At 54.0% G+C, this 23169-nt stretch carries 20 protein-coding genes; 16 read left to right on the top strand and 4 right to left on the bottom strand.

Annotation, left to right across the window (positions count from 1 at the left end; translation table 11 throughout):
- Positions 1-15: 15 nt before the first annotated feature.
- The gene (locus AC6I8N_RS14065) at positions 16-1101 is read left to right on the top strand and encodes an ABC transporter ATP-binding protein (RefSeq protein WP_013509895.1); all 1086 of its coding nucleotides are present in this window, start codon (positions 16-18) and stop codon (positions 1099-1101) included.
- Between the two features lie 59 nt (positions 1102-1160).
- Here AC6I8N_RS14065 and pta read toward each other — a convergent pair whose 3' ends face one another.
- The gene (gene pta / locus AC6I8N_RS14060; RefSeq protein ID WP_208723913.1) at positions 1161-3305 is read right to left on the bottom strand and encodes a phosphate acetyltransferase; all 2145 of its coding nucleotides are present in this window, start codon (positions 3303-3305) and stop codon (positions 1161-1163) included.
- Positions 3306-3374: 69 nt separating this feature from the next.
- The gene (gene ackA, locus AC6I8N_RS14055) at positions 3375-4577 is read right to left on the bottom strand and encodes an acetate kinase (protein WP_208723914.1); all 1203 of its coding nucleotides are present in this window, start codon (positions 4575-4577) and stop codon (positions 3375-3377) included.
- A gap of 338 nt (positions 4578-4915) precedes the next feature.
- On the opposite strand from ackA, the gene yfbV reads away from it, so the two are divergent.
- From yfbV to AC6I8N_RS14040, 3 genes are all read left to right on the top strand, one after another.
- Positions 4916-5368 carry a terminus macrodomain insulation protein YfbV gene (yfbV, locus tag AC6I8N_RS14050; RefSeq protein WP_036626815.1) on the top strand — a complete coding sequence of 151 codons (453 nt, stop codon included), beginning with the start codon at positions 4916-4918 and terminating at the stop codon, positions 5366-5368.
- Positions 5369-5520: 152 nt separating this feature from the next.
- Positions 5521-6015, top strand: coding sequence for a YfbU family protein (locus AC6I8N_RS14045; RefSeq protein ID WP_021185078.1), 495 nt, complete (start codon positions 5521-5523; stop codon positions 6013-6015).
- A 14-nt stretch (positions 6016-6029) separates the two neighbouring features.
- Positions 6030-6689, top strand: a complete 660-nt coding sequence (locus tag AC6I8N_RS14040) for a sugar phosphatase (protein WP_208723915.1) — start codon at positions 6030-6032, stop codon at positions 6687-6689.
- Between the two features lie 39 nt (positions 6690-6728).
- On the opposite strand, the gene yfbR is transcribed toward AC6I8N_RS14040, so the two are convergent.
- Positions 6729-7328 carry a 5'-deoxynucleotidase gene (gene yfbR / locus AC6I8N_RS14035; protein WP_021185076.1) on the bottom strand — a complete coding sequence of 200 codons (600 nt, stop codon included), beginning with the start codon at positions 7326-7328 and terminating at the stop codon, positions 6729-6731.
- Between the two features lie 69 nt (positions 7329-7397).
- Positions 7398-8615 (bottom strand): pyridoxal phosphate-dependent aminotransferase, encoded by a 1218-nt coding sequence (locus AC6I8N_RS14030; RefSeq protein WP_013509888.1) that lies wholly within the window; start codon positions 8613-8615, stop codon positions 7398-7400.
- 966 nt (positions 8616-9581) lie between these two features.
- Here AC6I8N_RS14030 and lrhA point away from each other — a divergent pair.
- The 12 genes from lrhA (at position 9582) to nuoL (ending at position 23127) form a co-directional block, all read left to right on the top strand.
- Entirely contained in the window at positions 9582-10505 is a 924-nt protein-coding gene (lrhA, locus tag AC6I8N_RS14025; protein WP_007889314.1) for a transcriptional regulator LrhA, read from the top strand.
- 660 nt (positions 10506-11165) lie between these two features.
- Entirely contained in the window at positions 11166-11609 is a 444-nt protein-coding gene (locus AC6I8N_RS14020) for an NADH-quinone oxidoreductase subunit A (RefSeq protein ID WP_021185075.1), read from the top strand.
- A 15-nt stretch (positions 11610-11624) separates the two neighbouring features.
- Positions 11625-12302 (top strand): NuoB/complex I 20 kDa subunit family protein, encoded by a 678-nt coding sequence (locus AC6I8N_RS14015; protein ID WP_013509885.1) that lies wholly within the window; start codon positions 11625-11627, stop codon positions 12300-12302.
- Between the two features lie 116 nt (positions 12303-12418).
- Positions 12419-14218: an NADH-quinone oxidoreductase subunit C/D gene (nuoC, locus tag AC6I8N_RS14010; RefSeq protein ID WP_021185074.1), complete on the top strand. Its 1800-nt coding sequence runs from the start codon at positions 12419-12421 to the stop codon at positions 14216-14218.
- A 2-nt stretch (positions 14219-14220) separates the two neighbouring features.
- The gene (gene nuoE, locus AC6I8N_RS14005; RefSeq protein ID WP_497829314.1) at positions 14221-14736 is read left to right on the top strand and encodes an NADH-quinone oxidoreductase subunit NuoE; all 516 of its coding nucleotides are present in this window, start codon (positions 14221-14223) and stop codon (positions 14734-14736) included.
- A 2-nt stretch (positions 14737-14738) separates the two neighbouring features.
- Entirely contained in the window at positions 14739-16079 is a 1341-nt protein-coding gene (gene nuoF, locus AC6I8N_RS14000) for an NADH-quinone oxidoreductase subunit NuoF (RefSeq protein ID WP_152521892.1), read from the top strand.
- A gap of 106 nt (positions 16080-16185) precedes the next feature.
- Positions 16186-18909: an NADH-quinone oxidoreductase subunit NuoG gene (nuoG, locus tag AC6I8N_RS13995; RefSeq protein ID WP_497829313.1), complete on the top strand. Its 2724-nt coding sequence runs from the start codon at positions 16186-16188 to the stop codon at positions 18907-18909.
- A complete protein-coding gene (gene nuoH, locus AC6I8N_RS13990; protein WP_021185071.1) occupies positions 18906-19880 on the top strand; it encodes an NADH-quinone oxidoreductase subunit NuoH in 975 nt (324 codons plus the stop codon). Before nuoG ends, nuoH begins: the two co-directional genes overlap by 4 nt.
- 11 nt (positions 19881-19891) lie before the next feature.
- Positions 19892-20434: an NADH-quinone oxidoreductase subunit NuoI gene (nuoI, locus tag AC6I8N_RS13985; RefSeq protein ID WP_013509879.1), complete on the top strand. Its 543-nt coding sequence runs from the start codon at positions 19892-19894 to the stop codon at positions 20432-20434.
- Positions 20435-20444: 10 nt separating this feature from the next.
- Positions 20445-20996, top strand: a complete 552-nt coding sequence (gene nuoJ, locus AC6I8N_RS13980; RefSeq protein ID WP_013509878.1) for an NADH-quinone oxidoreductase subunit J — start codon at positions 20445-20447, stop codon at positions 20994-20996.
- Positions 20993-21295 (top strand): NADH-quinone oxidoreductase subunit NuoK, encoded by a 303-nt coding sequence (nuoK, locus tag AC6I8N_RS13975; protein WP_013509877.1) that lies wholly within the window; start codon positions 20993-20995, stop codon positions 21293-21295. The genes nuoJ and nuoK overlap by 4 nt, the downstream gene beginning before the upstream one ends.
- Complete coding sequence (nuoL, locus tag AC6I8N_RS13970) at positions 21292-23127, top strand: NADH-quinone oxidoreductase subunit L (protein ID WP_021185069.1); 1836 nt, start codon at positions 21292-21294, stop codon at positions 23125-23127. The genes nuoK and nuoL overlap by 4 nt, the downstream gene beginning before the upstream one ends.
- Positions 23128-23169 lie beyond the last annotated feature (42 nt).

Raw genomic sequence — 23169 nt, 5'->3', positions numbered from 1 at the left:
TTACGAGAGAACGTCATGAGAAATTTCGTTAGTTTCAGGAACATAAAAAAGAGTTACGACGGCGATAAGCTGGTGGTGCGTAACCTCAATCTTGACGTGGAGGAAGGGGAGTTTCTCACGCTGCTTGGTCCATCCGGTTCGGGTAAAACCACCAGTCTGATGATGCTGGCGGGGTTTGAAACGCCGACTGATGGCGAGATTCTGTTGCGTGATAAACCGTTGCATACGTTGCCGCCGCACCAGCGCGATATTGGTATGGTGTTCCAGAATTATGCGCTGTTCCCGCATATGACCGTGGCGGAGAACCTCGCGTTTCCGCTGTCAATCCGGCGTATGAACAAAGCGGATATCAAATCCCGTGTGGATCGCATCCTTGACATGATCAAGCTCACCTCGCTGGCGGATCGTTACCCGGCGCAAATGTCCGGTGGACAACAGCAACGCGTGGCCCTGGCGCGCGCCCTGGTGTTTGAGCCGAAGCTGGTGTTGATGGATGAACCCCTCGGTGCGCTGGACAAACAATTGCGTGAACATATGCAGATGGAGATCAAACAGTTACACGATATGCTCGGCCTGACGATCGTCTATGTGACGCACGATCAAAGCGAAGCAATGACCATGTCCGATCGGGTAGCGGTGTTTAACGACGGTATGATCCAGCAGATGGACAGCCCGGATAAACTTTACGAGCAGCCGGAGAACGCCTTCGTTGCACAGTTTATCGGCGAAAACAACAGCTTGCTGGCAACGCAGGTGGCGCAGAACGGTGATTTCTATCAGGTTAAACTGGATGACGGTACACAACTGGATGCGTTAAAAGTGCGTCCCAGTTCACCGGGTAAAAAGATCCAGCTCAGCATTCGTCCGGAGCGCGTCAACGTCAATGCACCGGAGCAGGGCGATCAGATCGTGCAGGCGCAGATCCAGCAGTTTATTTATCTTGGCGACCATGTGCGGATGTTGACCAGCGTAGCAGGTCAGGGGAATTTTATGGTGAAACTGTCGCCATCGAAGATGGACAAGAGTTGGCAGCCGGGTGCACAGGTGACGCTGTCGTGGCAGCCGCAGCATCTGCGTGCGCTGGATGTGATGTTGCAATAATGCAGTAATGCGCGATTTATCGCGCAAAAAAAGGCGTCCCACGGGACGCCTTTAGCGTTTTAACCTTCAGCCTGCTGTGACTGAATCGCCGTCAGCGCGATGGTGTAGACGATATCATCTACCAGCGCACCGCGTGACAGGTCGTTCACCGGCTTACGCATCCCCTGCAACATCGGCCCGATGGAGATCAGGTCAGCGGAACGCTGTACCGCTTTGTAGGTGGTGTTACCGGTGTTGAGATCCGGGAAGATAAACACAGTCGCACGGCCCGCAACTTGCGAGTTCGGCGCTTTGGATTTCGCCACGTCTTCCATGATGGCGGCGTCATACTGCAACGGACCGTCGATCACCAGATCCGGACGTTTTTCCTGCGCGATACGGGTCGCTTCACGCACTTTCTCTACATCGCTGCCGGCACCAGAGTTACCGGTGGAGTAGGAGATCATTGCCACGCGCGGATCGATACCGAAGGCTTTGGCCGAGTCGGCAGACTGAATCGCGATTTCTGCCAGCTGTTCCGGGTTCGGATCCGGGTTGATAGCGCAGTCGCCATACACCAGCACCTGCTCCGGCAACAGCATAAAGAACACCGAGGAAACCAGTGAGCTGTTCGGCGCGGTTTTGATCAACTGCAACGGCGGACGGATGGTGTTAGCGGTGGTGTGTACGGCACCGGATACCAGGCCGTCGACTTCGCCACTTTCCAGCATCATGGTGCCGAGCACCACGTTATCTTCCAGTTGCTCCTGCGCGACCACTTCGGTCATGCCTTTGCTCTTACGCAGTTCGACCAGGCGTGGCACGTAGTTCCCACGGACCACTTCCGGATCAACAATCTCGATACCTTTACCCAGTTCAACACCCTGTGCCGCAGCAACGCGTTGGATCTCGTCAGGATTACCCAGCAGCACGCAGGTGGCGATGCCTCGTTCGGCACAGATTGCGGCCGCTTTCACGGTACGCGGTTCGTCGCCTTCCGGCAGTACGATGCGTTTGCCCGCTTTGCGTGCCAGCTCGGTCAACTGGTAGCGGAATGCTGGCGGTGACAGACGACGGCTGCGCTCTGACGTCGCCGTCAGCGACTCGATCCAGTCGTTGTTGATGTAGCTGGCAACGTACTCCTGAACTTTTTCGATGCGCTGGGTATCGTCAGCCGGAACCTCAAGGTTAAAGCTTTGCAGGCTGAGCGAGGTTTGCCAGGTGTTGGTTTTCACCATAAAGACCGGCAGGCCAGTCTGGAAGGCGCGTTCGCACAGACGACCAATACGTTCATCGATCTGATAACCGCCGGTCAGCAGAATGGCACCGATTTCTACGCCATTCATCGCGGCCAGGCAGGCTGCAACCAGCACATCCGGGCGGTCTGCCGAGGTCACCAGCAGGGAGCCCGGACGGAAATGTTCCAGCATATGCGGGATGCTGCGGGCGCAGAAGGTGACGGATTTCACCCGACGGGTGTGGATGTCGCCTTCATTGATGATGTCAGCGTTCAGGTGACGGGACATATCAATTGCACGCGTAGCGATCAGATCAAAGCTCCACGGCACGCAACCCAACACCGGTAGCGGGCTGTCAGCAAACAGCTGCTTCGGATCGATGTTGGCGATGCTGGCTTTGGAGGAGTCGTCAAAGATCTCTGACAGGTCAGGACGCGTACGGCCTTGTTCATCGACCGGGGCGTTCAGTTTATTGATGATCACGCCAGTGATGTTTTTGTTCTTGCTGCCGCCAAAGCTGCTTTGCGTCAGTTCGATACGTTCTTTCAGCTGCGCCGGTGAATCGTTGCCCAGTGCGGTCACAAACACGATTTCCGCATTCAGGGTCTTGGCGATTTCATAGTTCAGCGCAGAGGCAAACTGATGTTTGCGCGTCGGCACCAGACCTTCAACCAGCACCACTTCCGCGTCTTTGGTGTTTTCATGGTAGCGGGCGATGATCTCTTCCATCAGCACATCCTGCTGGTTAGAACCGAGCAGCGACTCAACGCGTGACATCAGCAGCGGTTCGGCGGCTGGGATGGCGGAGTTCTTACGAATGATGGTGGTGGTCTGGTCTGGCGTATCGCCGCCAGCGCGCGGCTGGGCGATAGGCTTAAATACGCTCAGGCGCACGCCTTTGCGTTCCATCGCACGGATCACGCCGAGGCTGACGCTGGTCAGGCCGACGCTGGTGCCGGTAGGAATGAGCATAATTGTACGAGACACGTTATATCCTCTCTGGTATTGCAATGGCTCAAAACAACTCCGTCAGCCTGAGCTGACGGAGAGAAGCATTTATGCGGTAAGACGCGCAGCGTCCTGGGCGATGACCAACTCTTCGTTGGTCGGGATGACCAGTGCCGGGCGAGTCCCTTCTTTGTTAATGAAGCCAGACTTGCCGAAACGCGCGGCCAGGTTACGTTCGTGATCCACTTCGAAGCCGATCAACCCCAGTTTCTGCAATGACAGTTCGCGTACCATCGCGGCATTCTCACCGATACCGCCGGTGAACACCACGGCGTCGAGGCGGCCTTCCATCAGGGAGGTGTAGCCACCGATATACTTCGCCAGACGATGACAGAACACGTCCATAGCGCGTTTAGCATCTTCTTTGGTGGTGTAGTTATCTTCGACATAACGGCAGTCGCTGGTGACTTCGGTCAGACCCAGCAGGCCGGACTCTTTGGTCAGCAGTTTGTTGATGGCATCCACGCTCATGCCGAGGGTGTCGTGCAGGAAGAATACGATCGCCGGATCGATGTCACCGCTACGGGTACCCATCACCAGACCTTCCAGCGGCGTCAGACCCATTGAGGTATCAACGCACACGCCGTTGCGAATGGCCGAAACAGAACCGCCATTGCCAAGGTGGCAAGTGATCACATTCAGTTCTGTTACCGGTTTATCCAGCATTTTGGCCGCTTCCTGAGTCACATAATAATGACTGGTACCATGCGCGCCATAACGACGTACGCCGTGCTCTTTATACAGTTTGTAGGGCAGGGCGTAGAGATAAGATTCTTCAGGCATTGTCTGATGGAAAGCTGTATCAAAAACCGCCACATTCTTGTCAGACAGATGCGGGAAGTTTTTCATCGCTTCGTCGATACCAATCAGGTGTGCCGGATTGTGCAGCGGAGCAAAGGAAGAAGCGTCTTTGATCCCCTGGATTACGGATTCATCAATCACAACGGATTGGGTCAGCTGTTCGCCGCCATGCACGATGCGATGACCGATTGCAGCGATTTGTGCCGACAGCTCTGGTTTTTGTGCCAGAATAGTTTTAACAATGAAGTTGAGGGCTTCGCTATGCGCGGCACCCGCACCCAGAGGGGCTTCCTGTTTGCTACCTTCCAGTTTCCACTTAATGCGTGCTTCGGGCAGATGGAAGCATTCAGCCAGACCGGAGAGATATTCGTCGCCGCTGGCGGGGTTGAGGATGGCAAACTTGAGTGAGGAGCTGCCGCAGTTCAGAACCAGAACTAACTTCGTCGACATGGAAGTACCTATTGGTTAAATAGTGGCGAAAAATAACGCGATCAGACTAACAGCGTAGCCCATGAAAGCTGGTAAATTAATGATTAACATCATGCGGTAGTCAAAAAGAGACCGTTCCGCAAAAAATTTTGGTAATTTTACGCGAATTTTTGAAATCCGCTTAGCGAAACATGGCTCTAAACTGTTCTTTAATTGAGCAGTAGCTTCCGGTAATGTTGCTAAAACGGCGTCAGAATACTCAGTGTCACCCTTAAAGACAAAAACTTTTGAAGGATGTCACGTAAAGTTGTGTAGTTATCAGTTTATTTTAAATGTTGTAAGAATAGTTGAGGTCTATCATGGCGAATGACACGGGCAATCCTGGCTGGTTCGGCTTATTTCAGCGCGGACAGCATTACATGAAGACCTGGCCGGCTGATAAACGCCTGGCACCTGTTTTTCCTGAAAATCGGGTAGTGACGGCAACGCGTTTTTCTATTCGTTTTATGCCGCCATTGGCTATCTTCACCCTGACCTGGCAAATCGCGATGGGTGGGCAACTGGGACCAGCCGTTGCGACAGCATTATTCGCCTGTAGCCTGCCAATGCAGGGGCTGTGGTGGCTGGGCAAACGTTCGATGACACCGCTTCCGCCAACCTTACTGCAATGGTTCCATGAAGTGCGCGCCAAACTGGAAGAGGCCGGACAGGCGATTGCCCCGGTGGAAGGAAAGCCGACCTATCAGGCGCTGGCGGATGTGTTAAAACGCGCGTTCAAGCAACTCGATCGTACCTTTCTTGACGATCTTTGATCGCAGCGTCTTTTTAACTGCGACAGAATTTGCCGCTTATCCGGGGTCAAATCAAAGAAAAGTGGTGCGGACATACCCGCATTACTTCCGTTGTGCAATCATTTCTCCATTGGTTTAAATTTTAAACGGTCGCAATGACCCCGGAGAACATCATGGAAATGACCCACGCACAGCGGCTTATCCTGTCGAATCAATACAAAATGATGGCGATGCTTGAGCCGGATAATGCCGAGCGCTATCGTCGTTATCAAACCATCATCGAACGCGGCTATGGCCTGCAACTGCGCGAACTGGATAAAGAGTTTGGCGAGCTGAGTGAAGCAACTTGCCGCACCCTGATCGATATCATGGAGATGCACCATGCGTTGCATGTCTCCTGGTCCAATCTCAAAGAGGGGGCACAGATCGAGGAGCGTCGCCTTGCCTTTCTTGGCTTTGATGCCGCGACGGAAGCGCGCTATCTCGGCTATGTGCGTTTTATGGTTAACACCGAAGGGCGTTATACCCATTTCGATTCCGGTACCCACGGTTTTAATGCGCAAACGCCGATGTGGGAAAAATATCAACGGATGTTGGCGTTGTGGCACACTTGCCCCCGCCAGTACCATTTAAGCGCGAATGAGATTGCGCAAATTCTCAATGCCTGAAGAAGGAGTAGCGAGTGACGTACAGAGGTTTTCTGTTTGATTTGGATGGCACGCTGGTGGATTCACTGCCTGCCGTAGAGCGTGCGTGGACACAATGGGGCGCACGTCATGGGTTTACGGCAGACGTCATTCTGAACTTCATTCATGGCAAACAGGCAATAACGTCGTTACGTCATTTTATGGCGGGCCAGAGCGAGGAAGCGATTCAGGCGGAGTTTTTGCGTCTGGAAAGCATTGAAGCGTCAGATACTGATGGCGTTCAAGCCTTACCTGGCGCGCAGGTGCTACTGGCAACGCTGAACGAGCTGCAAATTCCGTGGGCAATCGTGACTTCGGGTTCGATTCCGGTTGCTCATGCGCGCCACAAAGCCGCCGGTCTGCCTGCGCCCGCGGTCTTTATCACGGCTGAGAATGTTAAACGCGGCAAGCCGGAGCCGGACGCCTATCTGCTGGGAGCTGAGAAACTGGGGTTGAGCGCGCGTGAATGCGTAGTAGTGGAAGATGCGCCTGCGGGCGTGCTGGCGGGACTGAATGCCGGAAGCGCGGTGATCGCCGTGAATGCCCCAGCCGATACTCCACGTCTCAGCGATGTAACTTTTTCGCTGACTACGCTGGAAGCGTTGGTGGTCACCGGTGATGGGAAGGGCGGTTTTACCCTGTCGCTGAAAGCATAATTCGCAACGGCGCGATTTACCGCGCCGTGAATCACGCCGCTACAGCGGCGTTTCCTGCGAAATCTCGTCCAGTGACAGGCTAAAGCTGGGAATGAACACCTCGACAAAGTAATCCATTTCTGGCGAACGGCGTTGCGCCAGGGTTTTTTCAAGACGCGCTTTTGCCAGCAGGAATTCGTTGTTCCCGGCTGACAACTCCTCAAGACACTTCACGTACGCGCACAAGGCATCGGCTTGCTTCACCACCGCCTGTTCCGCTTCGCTGTGCAGATGTTCGTCCAGTAATGGGCGGTAAGCATCCTGCAATTCAGGAGGCAGCATCTCAATCAGCTTTTGCTGTGCAATTTTCTCTATCTTCTTATATTCATGAGCGATTTGCGCGTTGTAGTACTTCACTGGAGTTGGCAGATCACCGGTCAGCACTTCACTGGCATCATGATAAAGCGCCAGCATCGCAATGCGTTCAGCATTGAGATTACCGTTAAATTTTTTGTTCTTAATGATCGCCAGCGCATGAGCAACCATCGCCACCTGAAGGCTGTGTTCAGAGACGTTTTCAGTGCGCACGTTGCGCATCAGCGGCCAGCGGTTGATCAGTTTGAGACGGGAGAGATGGGCGAAAAAATGGCTTCGGGTCATGAGCGGTTCCTGTCGTACAACGGGGAGAGAGGACTCTCCCCGAAATACCACAACTATACGCGTCTGCGGTTACTGACGATACCCTTGCAGGAAGCGACCAAACTTGCTGATGGCCATTTCCAGATCGTCAACGCGTGGCAGGGTCACGATACGCACATGATCCGGCCACGGCCAGTTGAACGCAGTACCCTGAACCAACAGTACTTTTTCCTGTAGCAGGAAATCGAGCACCATTTTCTGGTCGTCGAACAGGTTGAACTTTTTCGCATCAATACGCGGGAACATATAAAGCGCACCCTGCGGTTTCACACAGCTGACGCCGGGAATGTCATTGATTAATTCCCAGGCGCGCTGACGCTGTTCATATAACCGTCCACCTGGTGCGATAAACTCACTGATGCTCTGGTAGCCACCCAACGCCGTCTGGATTGCGTGTTGCGCCGGTACGTTGGCACACAGGCGCATTGACGCCAGCATCTCCAGACCTTCGATATAGCCTTTGGCATGCTTTTTGGGGCCGTTCAGCACCATCCAGCCCTGACGGAAACCGGCAACGCGATAGGTTTTTGACAGGCCGTTAAAGGTAACGGTCAGCAGGTCCGGTGCCAGCGCAGCAATAGAATGATGCTGGGCTTCGTCGTACAAAATCTTGTCGTAGATCTCATCGGCAAAGATGATCAAATTATGCTGACGCGCAATCTCGACAATCTCCAGCAGCAGTTCTTTGCTGTAGACCGCACCGGTCGGGTTGTTCGGGTTGATGATCACAATACCACGCGTGCGCGGCGTGATTTTGCTGCGGATATCATCCAGGTCCGGGAACCAATCCGAAGACTCGTCACACAGATAATGAACCGCTTTACCACTGGAAAGCGAAACCGCTGCTGTCCATAACGGGTAATCAGGTGCGGGCACCAGCATTTCATCGCCGCTGTTCAGCAATGCCTGCATGGCTTGCACGATCAGTTCCGAAACGCCATTACCTATATAGATATCTTCAACGGTCATATCGCGCATTTCGCGCGCCTGGTAATGCTGCATGATCGCTTTGCGCGCCGAGTAGAGACCTTTGGAGTCACAATACCCTTGTGCGCTGGGCAGGTTGCGGATCACATCAACCAGGATTTCATCGGGGGCTTCAAAACCAAACGGGGCAGGATTGCCAATGTTGAGTTTGAGAACTTTGTTGCCTTCTTCTTCGAGACGTTTCGCCTCTTTCAGTACCGGCCCACGGATGTCATAGCAGACATTATCCAGCTTACCGGATTTATCAATTTGAAAATTCATCGCTACCGCCTTAACGGGCAGAGTCCATTTAACCTGCCACAAAAAACAAACCCGCCCAATTTACTCCTCTCCCCGTAACAAAAGAAGGGTCACCTCAGGTTTTGGCGTGTTTGGCAATTTTTCGAGCTAGTCCTGGGGGAAAAGATATCTTAGACTAATTAAGGTGGTTAAATTGTCCAACAAAGTAAAGAAAGTTGAAATTTAATGCTGGTTGCGTTGAGGTGGTCTGTAAACACCTTAATCCAGATGATGAGGGTGTGATTAAAAAAAATTTATTCACAACTGCGGGATTGGATTATTAGCGACAGGATGAAATAGTTAAAAAATATTTGTCAGAAGATGAATAGTTAACCGTTATTGGCCCATCCTCTGCTGGCGTTAGAAAATGCACCTCATTCTCATCGAGTTTCAGTGGGCTAATTCAAAGATGGGCCTGGTTCAGATAGCCGCTGGCGGCCTGCGATAAAGAGCATTTACGCTGAAACTTAAGCTTTCCCTGACAAGTTTAGGAACCAGGAGGGCTTAAAAAATGAGCAGCATTGTGGCAGGATGTGCTGGAAAGGGGTTTTGGTCAAAAATTACAAGGTTTCTGATAAAAACATTTCCCTTTCTGGTGCAAAAATGATTAAGTATAATTTATTATTTGATGCAGTTTACCTCTTCGCATCATCATAACACGCAGTTATCATTTTTTGATCCGCAGCTCCTTTTTGCGGAAAACCAGGCAACTACACAGCTTCCTGCATTTGCGCGATTTACGCTTTCGGCCCGAGAAGTTGTTCTGTCTTATTGACGCCGCTGCTCTGTTTTCAGAGTGACGTAATCGTTGGTATCCGCCTGACACAGTTTTTCATGACAGTCTCCACACAGGGCTGTCATTAAGCACCATTACCTCTTATCCCAATGATGAGTAAGGTAATACACCAGGGTAGTAGTTTGTAAAAAATCTTATAAGTGAAGAAAAACATGACTAATGCAAATCGTCCGATACTGAATCTCGACCTCGATCTGCTGAGAACTTTCGTCGCCGTTGCTGACCTGAACACCTTTGCAGCTGCGGCTGCGGCGGTGTGCAGAACGCAATCAGCAGTAAGCCAGCAGATGCAGCGTCTGGAACAATTGGTAGGTAAAGAGCTGTTTGCCAGACATGGACGTAATAAATTGCTGACGGAGCATGGCATCCAACTGCTGGGCTACGCCAGAAAGATCCTTCGTTTCAACGACGAAGCTTGTACCTCTCTGATGTACAGCAATATTCAGGGCGTGCTGACCATTGGCGCTTCTGATGATACTTCCGACACCATCCTGCCATTCCTGCTTAATCGCGTAACCTCGGTCTATCCGAAACTGGCGATTGATGTTCGCGTGAAGCGCAATCCATTTATGATGGAAATGCTGAACCAGGGCGAAGTAGATTTGGTGGTGACCACCTCCAGTCCGGGTAACTTCACCCATCAGGTACTGCGCACGTCGCCGACCTTGTGGTATTGCGCGGCTGACTACATCTTCCAGCGCGGCGAAGCGATTCCTCTGGTGCTGTTGGATGAGCCCAGCCCGTATCGCGATATGGCGATTGACCATCTGAACGAAGCGGGTATCCCGTGGCGTATCTCTTACGTCGCTTCCACTCTGGCTGCGGTCCGTGCTGCGGTTAAAGCCGGGCTTGGGGTCACGGCGCGTCCGGTTGAGATGATGAGTCCGGAGCTGCGCGTGATGGGAGCGGCTGAAGGTTTGCCCGTGTTGCCGGATACGCAATATCTGCTGTGCCGTAACCCGGACAGCGATAACGAGTTGGCGCTGGCGATTTTCAATGCTATGCAATCCACTAACGATCCGTACAACCTGAGTGCGAATCCGGATGGTACGCTGCTGCTGGATGATGAAGAGTAATAACAATTTGAGCCGATAATCGTTCTCAAATAGAACATCGGCCAATTGTTAAAACATCGATAAATAAGCCTTAGCCTGGTTTTTACCGGCTAAGGCTTTTTTTGTGTCATTTTTGTTGGGTATATCAGACGAAATTAGCACCAAATTATTCCCAGTCTTCCAAAAAAATGAAATGCATTCCATTTTTATGTTAAGTGGAACGCTTTTATCATTTCGTGCCATCTTCTCCTGGGCGTTTGCCTGTCCCTTTTGCCGATTTTTACAGCAAAAAGCACTGTTATGTGTTCTGGATCAAAAAAATAGCCCTGAAAAGGACAAGGAAATCCGGTTAATTCCTGTCAAAATATGATTGTTAAATGCACGATCCATGCATGTGAATTCCCGCTACACTGAAATTAACCTCACAAACTGAAGCGATTTAGCTGGCGCAACGGGCCTTGTATGTTAATAATATGCTGCGGATGTAAAATAATGTTTGGATACTTTTGTCAAAGTTGACAAAAGGTTATAGAAAGGAGTAAAAAACCCCATAAAATTGCTGCTTAATTGATAATGACAGCAAAGTTTATAAGGTTTTTTATCCTTCCCTTGAATCGATGTGGTGTGTTTGCTGCGACAGTGCAGGATGCCAGCGCCACTTTTGATGAGTAAGCAAAGAGTATGTCGACAACCACTGAAGTGATCGCTCATCACTGGGCATTTATTGTATTTATTGTTATCGCGTTCGGTCTTTGTGCCTTCATGTTGACCGGTGGCTGGTTGTTAGGTGGACGTGCCCGGGCGCGCTACAAAAACACCCCGTTTGAATCGGGTATCGACTCGGTCGGTGACACCCATATTCGCCTCTCCGCAAAATTCTATCTGGTTGCGATGTTCTTCGTAATTTTCGACGTCGAAGCCCTCTTTTTATACGCATGGTCGACCTCCATCCGCGAAAGCGGCTGGGTCGGCTTTGTCGAAGCCGCAATTTTCATTTTGGTGCTGCTGGCAGGCCTGGTTTACCTGGTTCGCATCGGTGCGCTGGATTGGGCGCCTGCGCGTCGTCGCGTTGTCGTCAAATCAATCCCGATCAGTCACAGCCACACCAATCCTCATAAGCAGTAAAAGCGAGGCAATAAGATGGACTACACGCTGACACGCGTAGACCCAAACGGGGGCGATAACGATCGCTATCCGCTGCAAAAACAGGAGATTGTCGCCGATCCTCTGGAGCAGCATGTTCACCGCAGCGTCTACATGGGCAAACTTGAGCATGCCCTGCACGACATGGTGAACTGGGGACGTAAAAACTCTCTCTGGCCGTATAACTTCGGCCTTTCCTGTTGCTACGTGGAAATGACCACGTCATTTACTGCGGTGCATGACGTGGCGCGTTTTGGTGCGGAAGTTATGCGTGCCTCCCCGCGTCAGGCTGACTTCATGGTGATTGCCGGTACGCCCTTTACCAAGATGGCACCCGTGATTCAGCGTTTGTATGACCAGATGCTGGAACCCAAATGGGTGATCTCGATGGGAGCCTGTGCCAACTCCGGCGGCATGTATGACATCTATTCAGTGGTGCAGGGCGTGGATAAATTCCTGCCGGTGGATGTGTACATTCCGGGCTGCCCGCCGCGTCCGGAAGCTTACATGCAGGCGCTGCTGCTGTTACGCGAGTCCATCGGTAAAGAGCGTCGTCCTCTCTCGTGGGTGGTGGGTGATCAGGGTGTGTATCGCGCCAATATGCAGTCGGAACGCGAAAGAAAACGCGGTGAACGCATTGCCGTCACCAACCTGAGAACACCCGACGAAGTTTAAGCTACCCGTACACGGATGGAGCCACGGCCGCAGCAGAACACCACAATTTAATGTGTGCCGCCATCCTGACGCCTTCTTTTGAGTGCCTGATTACAGGCCGGAATGGTGAGTAACGTATGACAGATTTAACCACGCAAGATCTCGCTCAGCCTGCATGGCAAACCCGGGATCACCTGGACGACCCGGTGATCGGCGAGCTGCGTAACCGTTTTGGGCCGGACGCCTTTACCGTTCAGGCTACCCGCACCGGCATCCCGGTGGTTTGGGTGAAGCGTGAACAATTGCTGGAAATTGTTGAATTCCTTCGTAAGCTGCCGAAGCCTTACGTCATGCTTTATGATTTGCATGGCATGGATGAGCGTTTACGTACCAACCGCGCTGGGTTACCTGCCGCGGATTTTTCCGTTTTCTATCATCTGCTATCTATTGAACGCAATCGCGACATCATGCTCAAGGTCGCGTTGTCTGAAAACGATATGCATTTGCCAACCATCACCAAAATTTTCCCGAATGCCAACTGGTATGAGCGCGAAACCTGGGAAATGTTTGGTATGACTTTTGATGGTCACCCGCACCTGACGCGCATCATGATGCCGCAGACGTGGGAAGGGCACCCGCTGCGTAAGGACTATCCGGCGCGCGCGACTGAGTTTGACCCCTTCACGCTGACCAAGCAAAAAGAAGACCTTGAGATGGAGTCGCTGACCTTCAAGCCAGAAGAGTGGGGCATGAAGCGCAGCACCGCCAATGAGGACTTCATGTTCCTCAACCTGGGTCCGAACCACCCGTCTGCACACGGTGCGTTCCGCATCATTCTGCAACTCGACGGTGAAGAGATTGTCGATTGCGTCCCGGATGTCGGTTATCACCACCGTGGTGCCGAGAAGATGGGTGAGCGTCAGTCCTGGCACAGCTATATTCCGTACACCGACCGTATCGAATACCTCGGCGGTTGCGTTAATGAAATGCCGTATGTGCTGGCGGTCGAAAAACTGGCGGGTATCACCGTGCCGGATCGCGTCAATGTGATTCGCGTGATGCTGTCAGAGCTGTTCCGCATCAACAGCCACCTGCTCTATATCTCGACCTTTATTCAGGACGTCGGCGCGATGACGCCGGTGTTCTTTGCCTTTACCGACCGTCAGAAAATCTATGACGTGGTGGAAGCCATCACCGGTTTCCGTATGCACCCGGCATGGTTCCGTATTGGTGGTGTAGCGCACGATCTGCCGAAAGGTTGGGAACGTCTGCTGCGTGACTTCCTCGACTGGATGCCTAAGCGTCTGAAAGAGTACGACAAAGCCGCGCTGCGTAACCGCGTGTTGATGGGGCGTTCACAGGGCGTTGCCGCGTACAACATGGATGAAGCGTTGGCCTGGGGCACCACCGGTGCGGGTCTGCGCGCGACCGGTCTTGATTTTGACGTGCGTAAATGGCGCCCCTATTCAGGTTATGAACACTTCGATTTTGAGATTCCGGTCGGTGCGGGCATCAGCGATGCCTACACCCGCGTGATGCTGAAAATGGAAGAAATGTGGCAGTCGCTGCGTATTCTGGAGCAATGCCTGAAAAATATGCCGGAAGGGCCGTTCAAGGCGGATCACCCGCTGACCACGCCGCCGCCAAAAGAGCGCACGCTACAACACATTGAAACCCTGATTACTCACTTCCTACAGGTTTCCTGGGGGCCGGTAATGCCGGCCAACGAATCCTTCCAGATGATCGAGGCGACCAAAGGGATCAACAGTTACTACCTGACCAGCGACGGCAGCACCATGAGCTACCGCACCCGTGTGCGTACGCCGAGCTTCCCGCATCTGCAACAGATCCCGTCGGTGATCCGTGGCAGCTTGGTATCCGACCTGATCGTTTACCTCGGTAGTATCGATTTTGTTATGTCAGACGTGGACCGCTAATTATGCACGATCAAAAAATTGCCATCCAAACGATCGACCCTAATGAGGTCTTTGTGCTGAGCGAGGCAGAACACCACGCGATTGAGCACGAAAAATACCATTACGAAGATGCGCGCGCGGCTTCGATTGAAGCCCTGAAGATCGTGCAGAAACAGCGTGGCTGGGTCCCCGATGGCGCGATTAACGCCATTGCTGAAGTGCTGGGAATTCCGGCCAGTGACGTGGAAGGTGTCGCGACCTTCTACAGCCAGATTTATCGCCAGCCAGTGGGCCGTCATGTGATTCGCTACTGCGACAGCGTGGTGTGCCATATCACCGGTTATCAGGGTATTCAGGCCGCTTTAGAACAAAACCTGCATATCAAACCGGGCCAGACTACGCCGGACGGTCGCTTTACGCTGCTGCCGACTTGCTGCCTGGGTAACTGTGATAAAGGCCCAACCATGATGGTGGATGAAGACACCCACGTTCATCTGACGCCGGAAGGTATCGCCACTTTACTGGAGCAGTATCAATGACCATCAAACAGATCATTCGTACTGCGGAAACGCATCCTCTGACCTGGCGTCTGCGTGATGACAAACAGCCGGTGTGGATTGATGAATATCGCAGCAAAAACGGTTACGTCGGTGCCGAAAAAGCGCTGAAAGGTATGAGCCAGGACGAAATCGTCGCAGCCGTAAAAGACTCCGGTCTGAAAGGTCGCGGCGGTGCAGGTTTTAACACCGGTCTGAAATGGAGCCTGATGCCGAAAGACGAATCCATGAACATCCGTTACTTGCTGTGTAACGCCGATGAAATGGAGCCGGGCACCTATAAAGACCGCCTGCTGATGGAACAAATGCCGCACCAGTTGGTGGAAGGTATGTTGATCAGCGCCTTTGCGTTGAAAGCTTACCGTGGCTACATCTTCCTGCGTGGTGAATACATCGAAGCAGCGGCTAACCTGCGTAAAGCGATTGCCGAAGCCACCGAAGCGGGCTTTATCGGTAAAAACATCCTCGGCACCGGCTTTGATTTCGAGCTGTTCGTGCATACCGGGGCAGGCCGCTACATTTGTGGTGAAGAGACAGCGTTAATCAACTCACTGGAAGGACGTCGCGCTAACCCGCGTTCCAAGCCACCGTTCCCGGCCAGCGCCGGTGTGTGGGGCAAACCGACCTGTGTTAACAACGTTGAGACGCTGTCAAACGTGCCTGCCATCTTCCTCAATGGGGTGGATTGGTACAAGAACATCTCAAAAAGTGAAGATACCGGCACCAAAATGATGGGCTTCTCAGGCCGCGTGAAAAATCCGGGTGTCTGGGAATTGCCGTTCGGTACTACCGCGCGTGAAATCCTCGAAGACTATGCAGGTGGCATGCGCGATGGCCTGAAGTTCAAAGCCTGGCAGCCAGGTGGCGCAGGGACCGACTTCCTCACTGATCAGCATCTCGACCTGCCGATGGAATTTGCCAGCATTGGTAAAGCCGGTAGTCGTCTGGGAACCGCGCTGGCGATGGCGGTGGATCATGAGATCAACATGGTCTCGCTGGTGCGCAATCTGGAAGAGTTCTTTGCTCGCGAATCCTGCGGCTGGTGTACGCCATGCCGTGATGGTTTGCCGTGGAGCGTGAAGATCCTGCGTGCACTGGAGCAAAAGCAAGGCCAGCCGGGTGATATCGAAACCCTGCAACAACTTTGCCGTCAGCTTGGCCCAGGTAAAACCTTCTGTGCGCATGCGCCGGGTGCCGTCGAGCCGCTGCAAAGCGCGATTAAATATTTCCGTGAAGAGTTTGAAGCCGGCATTGCGCCGCAGGTGTTTGGCAATACCCGCGCTATTGGCGGTATTCAGCCCAACCTGCTGAAAGCGCGCTGGTAATCAGCCGCCGTACACGGATAACCCTGTGGCGAGAGCATCGCGGCGGGGGAAAGAAAGAGATGTTTAACGCTCGTCTCAGGACGGGCCTTACGGAAGCATATTCACTATGGCTACAATCCATGTAGACGGTAAAGAGTATGATGTGAACGGGGCGGACAACCTGCTACAGGCTTGTCTCTCCCTGGGCCTTGATATTCCTTATTTTTGCTGGCATCCCGCGCTGGGAAGCGTAGGTGCCTGCCGCCAGTGTGCGGTAAAGCAATTCCAGAATGCCGAAGATACTCGCGGCCGCCTTGTTATGTCCTGCATGACACCGGCGTCGGACGGCACTTTTATTTCCATCGACGATGGCGAAGCGAAAGAGTTTCGTGAAAGCGTGGTGGAATGGCTGATGACCAACCACCCGCATGACTGCCCGGTGTGTGAAGAGGGGGGTAACTGCCACCTTCAGGATATGACGGTGATGACGGGCCATAGCTTCCGTCGCTATCGCTTCACCAAACGCACCCACCAAAATCAGGATCTCGGCCCGTTCATTTCGCATGAAATGAACCGCTGTATCGCCTGTTACCGCTGCGTGCGTTACTACAAAGATTATGCCGACGGCAAAGACCTTGGTGTCTACGGCGCACACGACAACGTCTACTTCGGTCGCCCGGAAGATGGCACGCTGGAGAGCGAATTCTCCGGTAACCTGGTCGAAATTTGTCCGACCGGGGTGTTCACCGATAAAACTCACTCCGAACGCTACAACCGTAAATGGGACATGCAGTTTGCTCCGAGCATCTGCCAGCAGTGCAGCGTCGGTTGTAACACCAGCCCGGGTGAACGTTATGGTGAATTGCGTCGCATTGAAAACCGTTACAACGGCACGGTAAACCATTATTTTCTGTGTGACCGTGGTCGTTTTGGTTATGGCTACGTCAACCGCAAAGATCGTCCTCGTCATCCGGTACAGTTGCGCGGTAATGACTGGGTCACGCTGAATGCCGAACAGGCGGTGAACGCGGCGGCAGATGTGCTGCGTCAGGCGAAAAAAGTCATTGGTATTGGTTCACCGCGCGCCAGCATTGAAAGCAACTTTGCGCTGCGTGAGCTGGTGGGTGCAGAAAACTTCTCCACCGGTATGCCCGCTGGTGAGCAGACGCGTCTTGAGCTGATGCTGAAAGTGCTGCGTGAAGGCGGCATCTACACTCCGTCTCTGCGTGAAATTGAAAGCTACGATGCGGTGCTGGTGCTGGGTGAAGATCTCACTCAGGTAGGTGCGCGTGTCGCACTGTCCGTGCGTCAGGCAGTTAAAGGTAAAGCCCGCGAAATGGCGGCGGCGCAGAAAGTCGCTGACTGGCAGATTGCGGCGATCCTGAACATTGGTCAGCACGCCAAACATCCGTTGTTTGTGACCAACGTTGATGAAACCCGTCTGGATGATATCGCGGCATGGAGCTACCGTGCACCGGTGGAAGACCAGGCGCGTCTTGGTTTTGCTATCGCGCATGCGCTGGACGAATCCGCGCCAGCCCCAGGCAACTTTGACAAAGCTCTCGACGGCAAGCTGGACGTCGTGGTACAGGCGCTGGCAGGGGCGAAAAAGCCGCTGATTATCTCCGGTACCCACTCGGGCAGCACCGCCATGATTGAAGCGGCGGCTAACGTCGCGAAAGCGCTAAAAGCGCGCGGCGCGGATGTCGGCATTACCTTGCTGGCGTCAGCGGCAAACAGCATCGGTCTTGGATTGATGGGGGGTGCATCGCTGGACAGCGCGCTGGATCAACTGAGCAAAGGCGAAGCGGACACTCTGGTGGTGCTGGAAAACGACCTTTACCGCCACGCGCCAAAAGCGACGGTGGACGCCGCGCTGGCTCAGGCAGCCAACGTGATTGTGGTCGATCATCAACGCACCAGCACGCTGGAAAAAGCCAACCTGGTGTTCTCTGGTGCCAGCTTTGCGGAAAGCGACGGCACCTCGATCAACCACGAAGGCCGCGCACAGCGTTTCTTCCAGGTTTTCGATCCGGCCTACTACGACAACAGCGTGGTGATGCTGGAGAGCTGGCGCTGGCTGCACTCGCTGCACAGCACGGTTGAAAGCCGTCAGATTGACTGGACGCTGCTTGATCATGTGATTGATGCTGCGGTGGCTGCTCTGCCTCAACTGAAAGGTATCAAGGACGCGGCACCGGATGCCAGCTTCCGTATTCGTGGACAAAAACTGGCGCGTTCACCGCATCGTTACAGCGGCCGTACCGCCGCGCGTGCCAACATCAGCGTGCACGAACCGCGTCAGCCGCAAGATAAAGACACCATGTTCGCCTTCTCGATGGAGGGTAACAACCAGCCGGGAGCGGCCCGTTCGCAGATCCCGTTTGCCTGGGCGCCAGGCTGGAACTCCCCGCAGGCATGGAACAAATTCCAGGCCGAAGTGGGCGGTAAGCTGCGTAATGGTGATCCGGGTGTGCGTCTGTTTGAAGCTACTGAAGGTGCATTGCCGTGGTTCAGCGCGATTCCGGACAGCTTCGTTAGTGGCAGCCAGTGGCGTGTCGCCCCTTACTATCAACTGTTTGGTAGCGAGGAGATGACCCAGCGTTCTCCTGTGTTCCAGAAACGTATGGCTCCGGCCACGCTGGTCATTAACCCGGCCGATGCGGAAAAACTGGGCGTCAACAATGGTGCCGCCGTTGAGCTGGTGTGTGCCGGTGAAACGCTGCGTCTGCCGGTGCGCTTCTCCAGTGCGTTGCAGGCGGGGCAGGTAGGTCTGCCGCTGGGTATGCCGGGCGTGCCGCCGTTCCTCTCCGGTGCGCAAATTGACAAATTGCAGGAGGCGGCGCAATGAGCTGGCTGACACCGGACGTTATTGACATCCTGATTAGCATCGTCAAAGCCATCGTCATCTTGCTGGTGGTGGTGGCCTGCGGTGCCTTTATGAGTTTTGCCGAGCGTCGTCTGCTCGGCCTCTGGCAGAACCGTTACGGACCAAACCGCGTAGGTTGGGGCGGTTCGCTGCAATTAGCAGCGGATATGCTGAAAATGTTCTTTAAAGAGGACTGGGTTCCGCCCTTTACCGACCGCTTTATCTTTACTCTGGCCCCGGTGATTGCGTTTGTTTCGCTGCTGTTGGCTTTCGCCATCGTACCGGTATCGCCTACCTGGATGGTCACCGACCTGAACATCGGTCTATTGTTCTTCCTGATGATGGCCGGTCTGGCGGTGTATGCGGTGCTGTTCGCGGGCTGGTCGAGTAACAACAAATACTCGCTGCTCGGCGCGATGCGTGCTTCCGCGCAGACCCTGAGCTACGAAGTGTTCCTCGGCCTGTCGCTGATGGGCGTGGTGGCACAGGCAGGTTCCTTCAATCTGAACGCTATCGTCGAAAGTCAGGCGCATTTGTGGAACATCATTCCGCAATTCTTTGGCTTCCTGACCTTCTGTATCGCGGGCGTTGCGGTGTGTCACCGTCACCCGTTTGACCAGCCGGAAGCAGAACAGGAACTGGCCGATGGTTACCACATCGAATACGCCGGGATGAAGTTCGGTCTGTTTTTCGTGGGTGAATACGTGGCGATCACCACCGTATCAGCGCTGATTGTGACGCTGTTCTTCGGTGGCTGGCACGGACCGTTCCTGCCGCCGTTCATCTGGTTCGCTATTAAGACCGCGTTCTTCATGATGATGTTTATCCTGATTCGTGCTGCGCTTCCGCGTCCACGCTATGACCAGGTGCTGTCGTTCGGCTGGAAAGTGTGTCTGCCGTTGACGCTGTTGAACCTGCTGGCGACCGCCGCAGTGATTCTGTCTGCGCAGTAAGGGGTTTTGAGATGACTTTAAAAGATATTGTCGTTGGCTTCGGCACGACAGTGCGCAGTATCTGGATGATAGGCATGCATGCCTTCGCCAAACGCGAAACCCAGATGTACCCGGAAGAGCCGGTCTACCTGCCGCCGCGCTACCGTGGTCGTATCGTGCTGACGCGCGACCCGGACGGTGAAGAGCGTTGCGTTGCCTGTAACCTGTGTGCGGTAGCTTGTCCGGTAGGCTGTATTTCGCTGCAAAAAGCCGAAATGCAGGATGGTCGCTGGTATCCGGAATTCTTCCGCATCAACTTTTCACGCTGCATCTTCTGTGGTCTGTGCGAAGAAGCCTGTCCGACCACCGCTATCCAGCTGACCCCGGATTTCGAACTGGGTGAGTTTAAGCGTCAGGATCTGGTGTACGAAAAACAGGATCTGTTGATCTCCGGTCCGGGTAAATATCCGGAGTACAACTTCTACCGCATGGCGGGTATGGCAATTGACGGCAAAGGCAAAGGCGACGCGGAAAACGAAGCCAAACCGATCGACGTCAAAGGCTTGTTACCTTAAGGAGCCAGCTATGGAATTTGCGTTTTATCTTTGCGGTCTGGTGGCGGTGTTGACGACGCTACGCGTCATCACCCACACCAACCCGGTGCATGCACTGCTGTACCTGATTGTTTCGTTGCTGTCGATTGCTGGCGTGTTCTTCTCAATGGGCGCGTACTTTGCCGGGGCGCTGGAAATTATCGTCTACGCCGGTGCCATTATGGTGCTGTTCGTGTTCGTGGTGATGATGCTGAACCTTGGCAAATCCCAGCAGGATCAGGAGCGTGAGTGGCTGAAGCCGTCGCTGTGGATTGGTCCTGGCATCGTATCTCTGCTGCTGCTGGTGGTGATGATTTATGCCATCAGCACCGCGCACGATCAGGGCATTGATGGCACTGTCATTGACGCCAAAGCCGTGGGTATCAGCCTGTTTGGTCCTTACGTACTGGCGGTGGAGCTGGCATCCATGTTGCTGCTGGCCGGTCTGGTTGTTGCCTTCCATATTGGACGTGAAGAGCGTCAGGGCGAGGTGCTCAGCAATCGCCCGGCTGAGGCGCAAGGGAATAAGGAGGAGCACGCATGATCCCGTTACAACACGGCCTGATTCTGGCTGCTGTGCTGTTTGTTCTCGGCCTGACCTCACTGGTGCTGCGCCGTAACCTGCTGTTTATGTTGATTGGTCTGGAGATCATGATCAACGCCGCCGCGCTGGCGCTGGTGGTCGCAGGGAGCTACTGGGGGCAAGCCGACGGCCAGGTGATGTATATCCTGGCAATCAGCCTCGCGGCGGCGGAAGCCAGTATCGGTCTGGCGCTGCTGCTCCAGCTCTATCGTCGTCGTCAGACGCTGAACATTGACACTGTGAGCGAGATGCGCGGATGAATCTTCTCTACTTAACTGTTTTATTTCCGCTGATTGGCTTCCTGCTGTTGGCATTTTCCCGTGGTCGCTGGTCGGAGAACCTGTCTGCCGCTGTGGGGATGGGATCAGTCGGTCTGGCTGCCCTGACCACGATTTTTGTCGGCATGGATTTCTTCAGCCAGGGACAGCAACCGTTCACTCAGGCGCTGTGGACCTGGATGCAGGTTGGTCACTTTGACATCAAGGTCAATCTGGTGCTGGATGGCCTGTCGCTGACCATGCTGTCAGTGGTGACCGGTGTGGGTTTCTTCATCCACATGTTCGCGTCCTGGTACATGCGTGGTGAAGAGGGCTACTCACGCTTCTTCGCCTACACCAACCTGTTTATCGCCAGCATGGTGGTTCTGGTACTGGCCGATAACCTGATGCTGATGTACCTCGGCTGGGAAGGGGTGGGGCTGTGTTCCTACCTGCTGATTGGTTTCTACTACAGCAACCCGGAAAACGGCAAAGCGGCGATGAAAGCCTTCATCATTACCCGTGTGGGTGATGTGTTCCTCGCGCTGGCGTTGTTCATTCTCTACAACGAACTTGGCACGCTGAACTTCCGCGAGCTGATGGAGTTGGCTCCGGCGCACTTCGCCGCCGACAACCATATGCTGCAATGGGCAACCTTGCTGCTGCTGGGTGGTGCGGTTGGTAAATCTGCCCAGTTGCCGTTGCAAACGTGGCTGGCGGATGCGATGGCCGGTCCGACGCCGGTTTCAGCGCTGATCCACGCCGCGACGATGGTTACTGCGGGTGTCTACCTGATTGCCCGTACGCATGGCCTGTTCCTGCTGACGCCTGACGTGCTGCATCTGGTCGGTATTGTGGGTGCCATCACCCTGGTGCTGGCGGGCTTTGCTGCGCTGGTGCAAACCGACATCAAACGCGTGCTGGCATACTCTACCATGAGCCAGATTGGCTACATGTTCCTGGCGCTTGGCGTACAGGCGTGGGATGCGGCGATTTTCCACCTGATGACCCACGCGTTCTTCAAAGCGTTGCTGTTCCTGTCATCCGGTTCGGTAATTCTGGCCTGCCATCACGAACAGAACATCTTCAAGATGGGCGGCCTGCGTAAGAGCATCCCGCTGGTGTATACCTGCTTCCTCGTGGGGGGGGCCGCACTGGCTGCGCTGCCGCTGATTACCGCAGGTTTCTACAGTAAAGATGAAATCCTGTTTGGTGCGCTGGCGAATGGTCACATCAATCTGATGGTGGCGGGTCTGGTGGGTGCGTTCCTGACCTCAATCTATACGTTCCGCATGATTTTCATCGTGTTCCACGGTGAAGAGAAAATCCATGCTCATGCCGGTAAAGGTATTACTCATCATCTGCCGCTGATTGTGCTGCTGGTGTTGTCCACCTTCATTGGTGCGTTGATTACACCGCCGCTGGCGGGAGTGTTGCCGCAGAACGAATTTGGTGAAGGCGGCAAAGTGGCACTGGAAATCACCTCTGGCGTGGTGGCGATCGTCGGCATTCTGATTGCTGCTGCGTTGTGGCTGGGCAAACGTCAGCTGGTTACCAGCGTTGCCAACAGTGCGCCGGGCCGTTTCTTCGGCACCTGGTGGTTTGCCGCCTGGGGCTTCGATTGGTTATACGACAAAGTGTTCGTTAAACCTTTCCTCGGCATTGCGTGGCTACTGCATCGTGATCCGCTGAACTCGCTGATGAATTTGCCAGCCCTGATTTCGCGCATTGGCAACAAAGGTCTGGTGGTCAGCGAAAACGGTTATCTGCGCTGGTACGTGGCGTCGATGAGCGTCGGTGCCGTGGTAGTGCTGGCGCTGCTGCTGGTGATCTAACAAGATTGATGGGCGGGGTGAGGGTTTCTTCACCCCAGTCGA

This window comes from Pantoea sp. X-Soil-TKNS-1279, from assembly GCF_059730565.1.
Note: the sequence above shows the minus strand (reverse complement) of the source record. Positions and strands in the feature narration are given on the sequence as shown.

What these genes read in the sequence shown, in the direction of transcription:
- nuoJ (WP_013509878.1), top strand. Translation starts at nt 20,445, where the DNA reads ATGGAATTTGCGTTTTATCTTTGCGGTCTGGTGGCGGTGTTGACGACG.
- AC6I8N_RS14065 (WP_013509895.1), top strand. Translation starts at nt 16, where the DNA reads ATGAGAAATTTCGTTAGTTTCAGGAACATAAAAAAGAGTTACGACGGC.
- ackA (WP_208723914.1), bottom strand. Translation starts at nt 4,577, where the DNA reads ATGTCGACGAAGTTAGTTCTGGTTCTGAACTGCGGCAGCTCCTCACTC.
- nuoH (WP_021185071.1), top strand. Translation starts at nt 18,906, where the DNA reads ATGAGCTGGCTGACACCGGACGTTATTGACATCCTGATTAGCATCGTC.
- lrhA (WP_007889314.1), top strand. Translation starts at nt 9,582, where the DNA reads ATGACTAATGCAAATCGTCCGATACTGAATCTCGACCTCGATCTGCTG.
- AC6I8N_RS14045 (WP_021185078.1), top strand. Translation starts at nt 5,521, where the DNA reads ATGGAAATGACCCACGCACAGCGGCTTATCCTGTCGAATCAATACAAA.
- nuoG (WP_497829313.1), top strand. Translation starts at nt 16,186, where the DNA reads ATGGCTACAATCCATGTAGACGGTAAAGAGTATGATGTGAACGGGGCG.
- nuoE (WP_497829314.1), top strand. Translation starts at nt 14,221, where the DNA reads ATGCACGATCAAAAAATTGCCATCCAAACGATCGACCCTAATGAGGTC.
- AC6I8N_RS14015 (WP_013509885.1), top strand. Translation starts at nt 11,625, where the DNA reads ATGGACTACACGCTGACACGCGTAGACCCAAACGGGGGCGATAACGAT.
- AC6I8N_RS14030 (WP_013509888.1), bottom strand. Translation starts at nt 8,615, where the DNA reads ATGAATTTTCAAATTGATAAATCCGGTAAGCTGGATAATGTCTGCTAT.
- yfbR (WP_021185076.1), bottom strand. Translation starts at nt 7,328, where the DNA reads ATGACCCGAAGCCATTTTTTCGCCCATCTCTCCCGTCTCAAACTGATC.
- nuoK (WP_013509877.1), top strand. Translation starts at nt 20,993, where the DNA reads ATGATCCCGTTACAACACGGCCTGATTCTGGCTGCTGTGCTGTTTGTT.
- AC6I8N_RS14020 (WP_021185075.1), top strand. Translation starts at nt 11,166, where the DNA reads ATGTCGACAACCACTGAAGTGATCGCTCATCACTGGGCATTTATTGTA.
- nuoI (WP_013509879.1), top strand. Translation starts at nt 19,892, where the DNA reads ATGACTTTAAAAGATATTGTCGTTGGCTTCGGCACGACAGTGCGCAGT.
- yfbV (WP_036626815.1), top strand. Translation starts at nt 4,916, where the DNA reads ATGGCGAATGACACGGGCAATCCTGGCTGGTTCGGCTTATTTCAGCGC.
- nuoL (WP_021185069.1), top strand. Translation starts at nt 21,292, where the DNA reads ATGAATCTTCTCTACTTAACTGTTTTATTTCCGCTGATTGGCTTCCTG.
- nuoC (WP_021185074.1), top strand. Translation starts at nt 12,419, where the DNA reads ATGACAGATTTAACCACGCAAGATCTCGCTCAGCCTGCATGGCAAACC.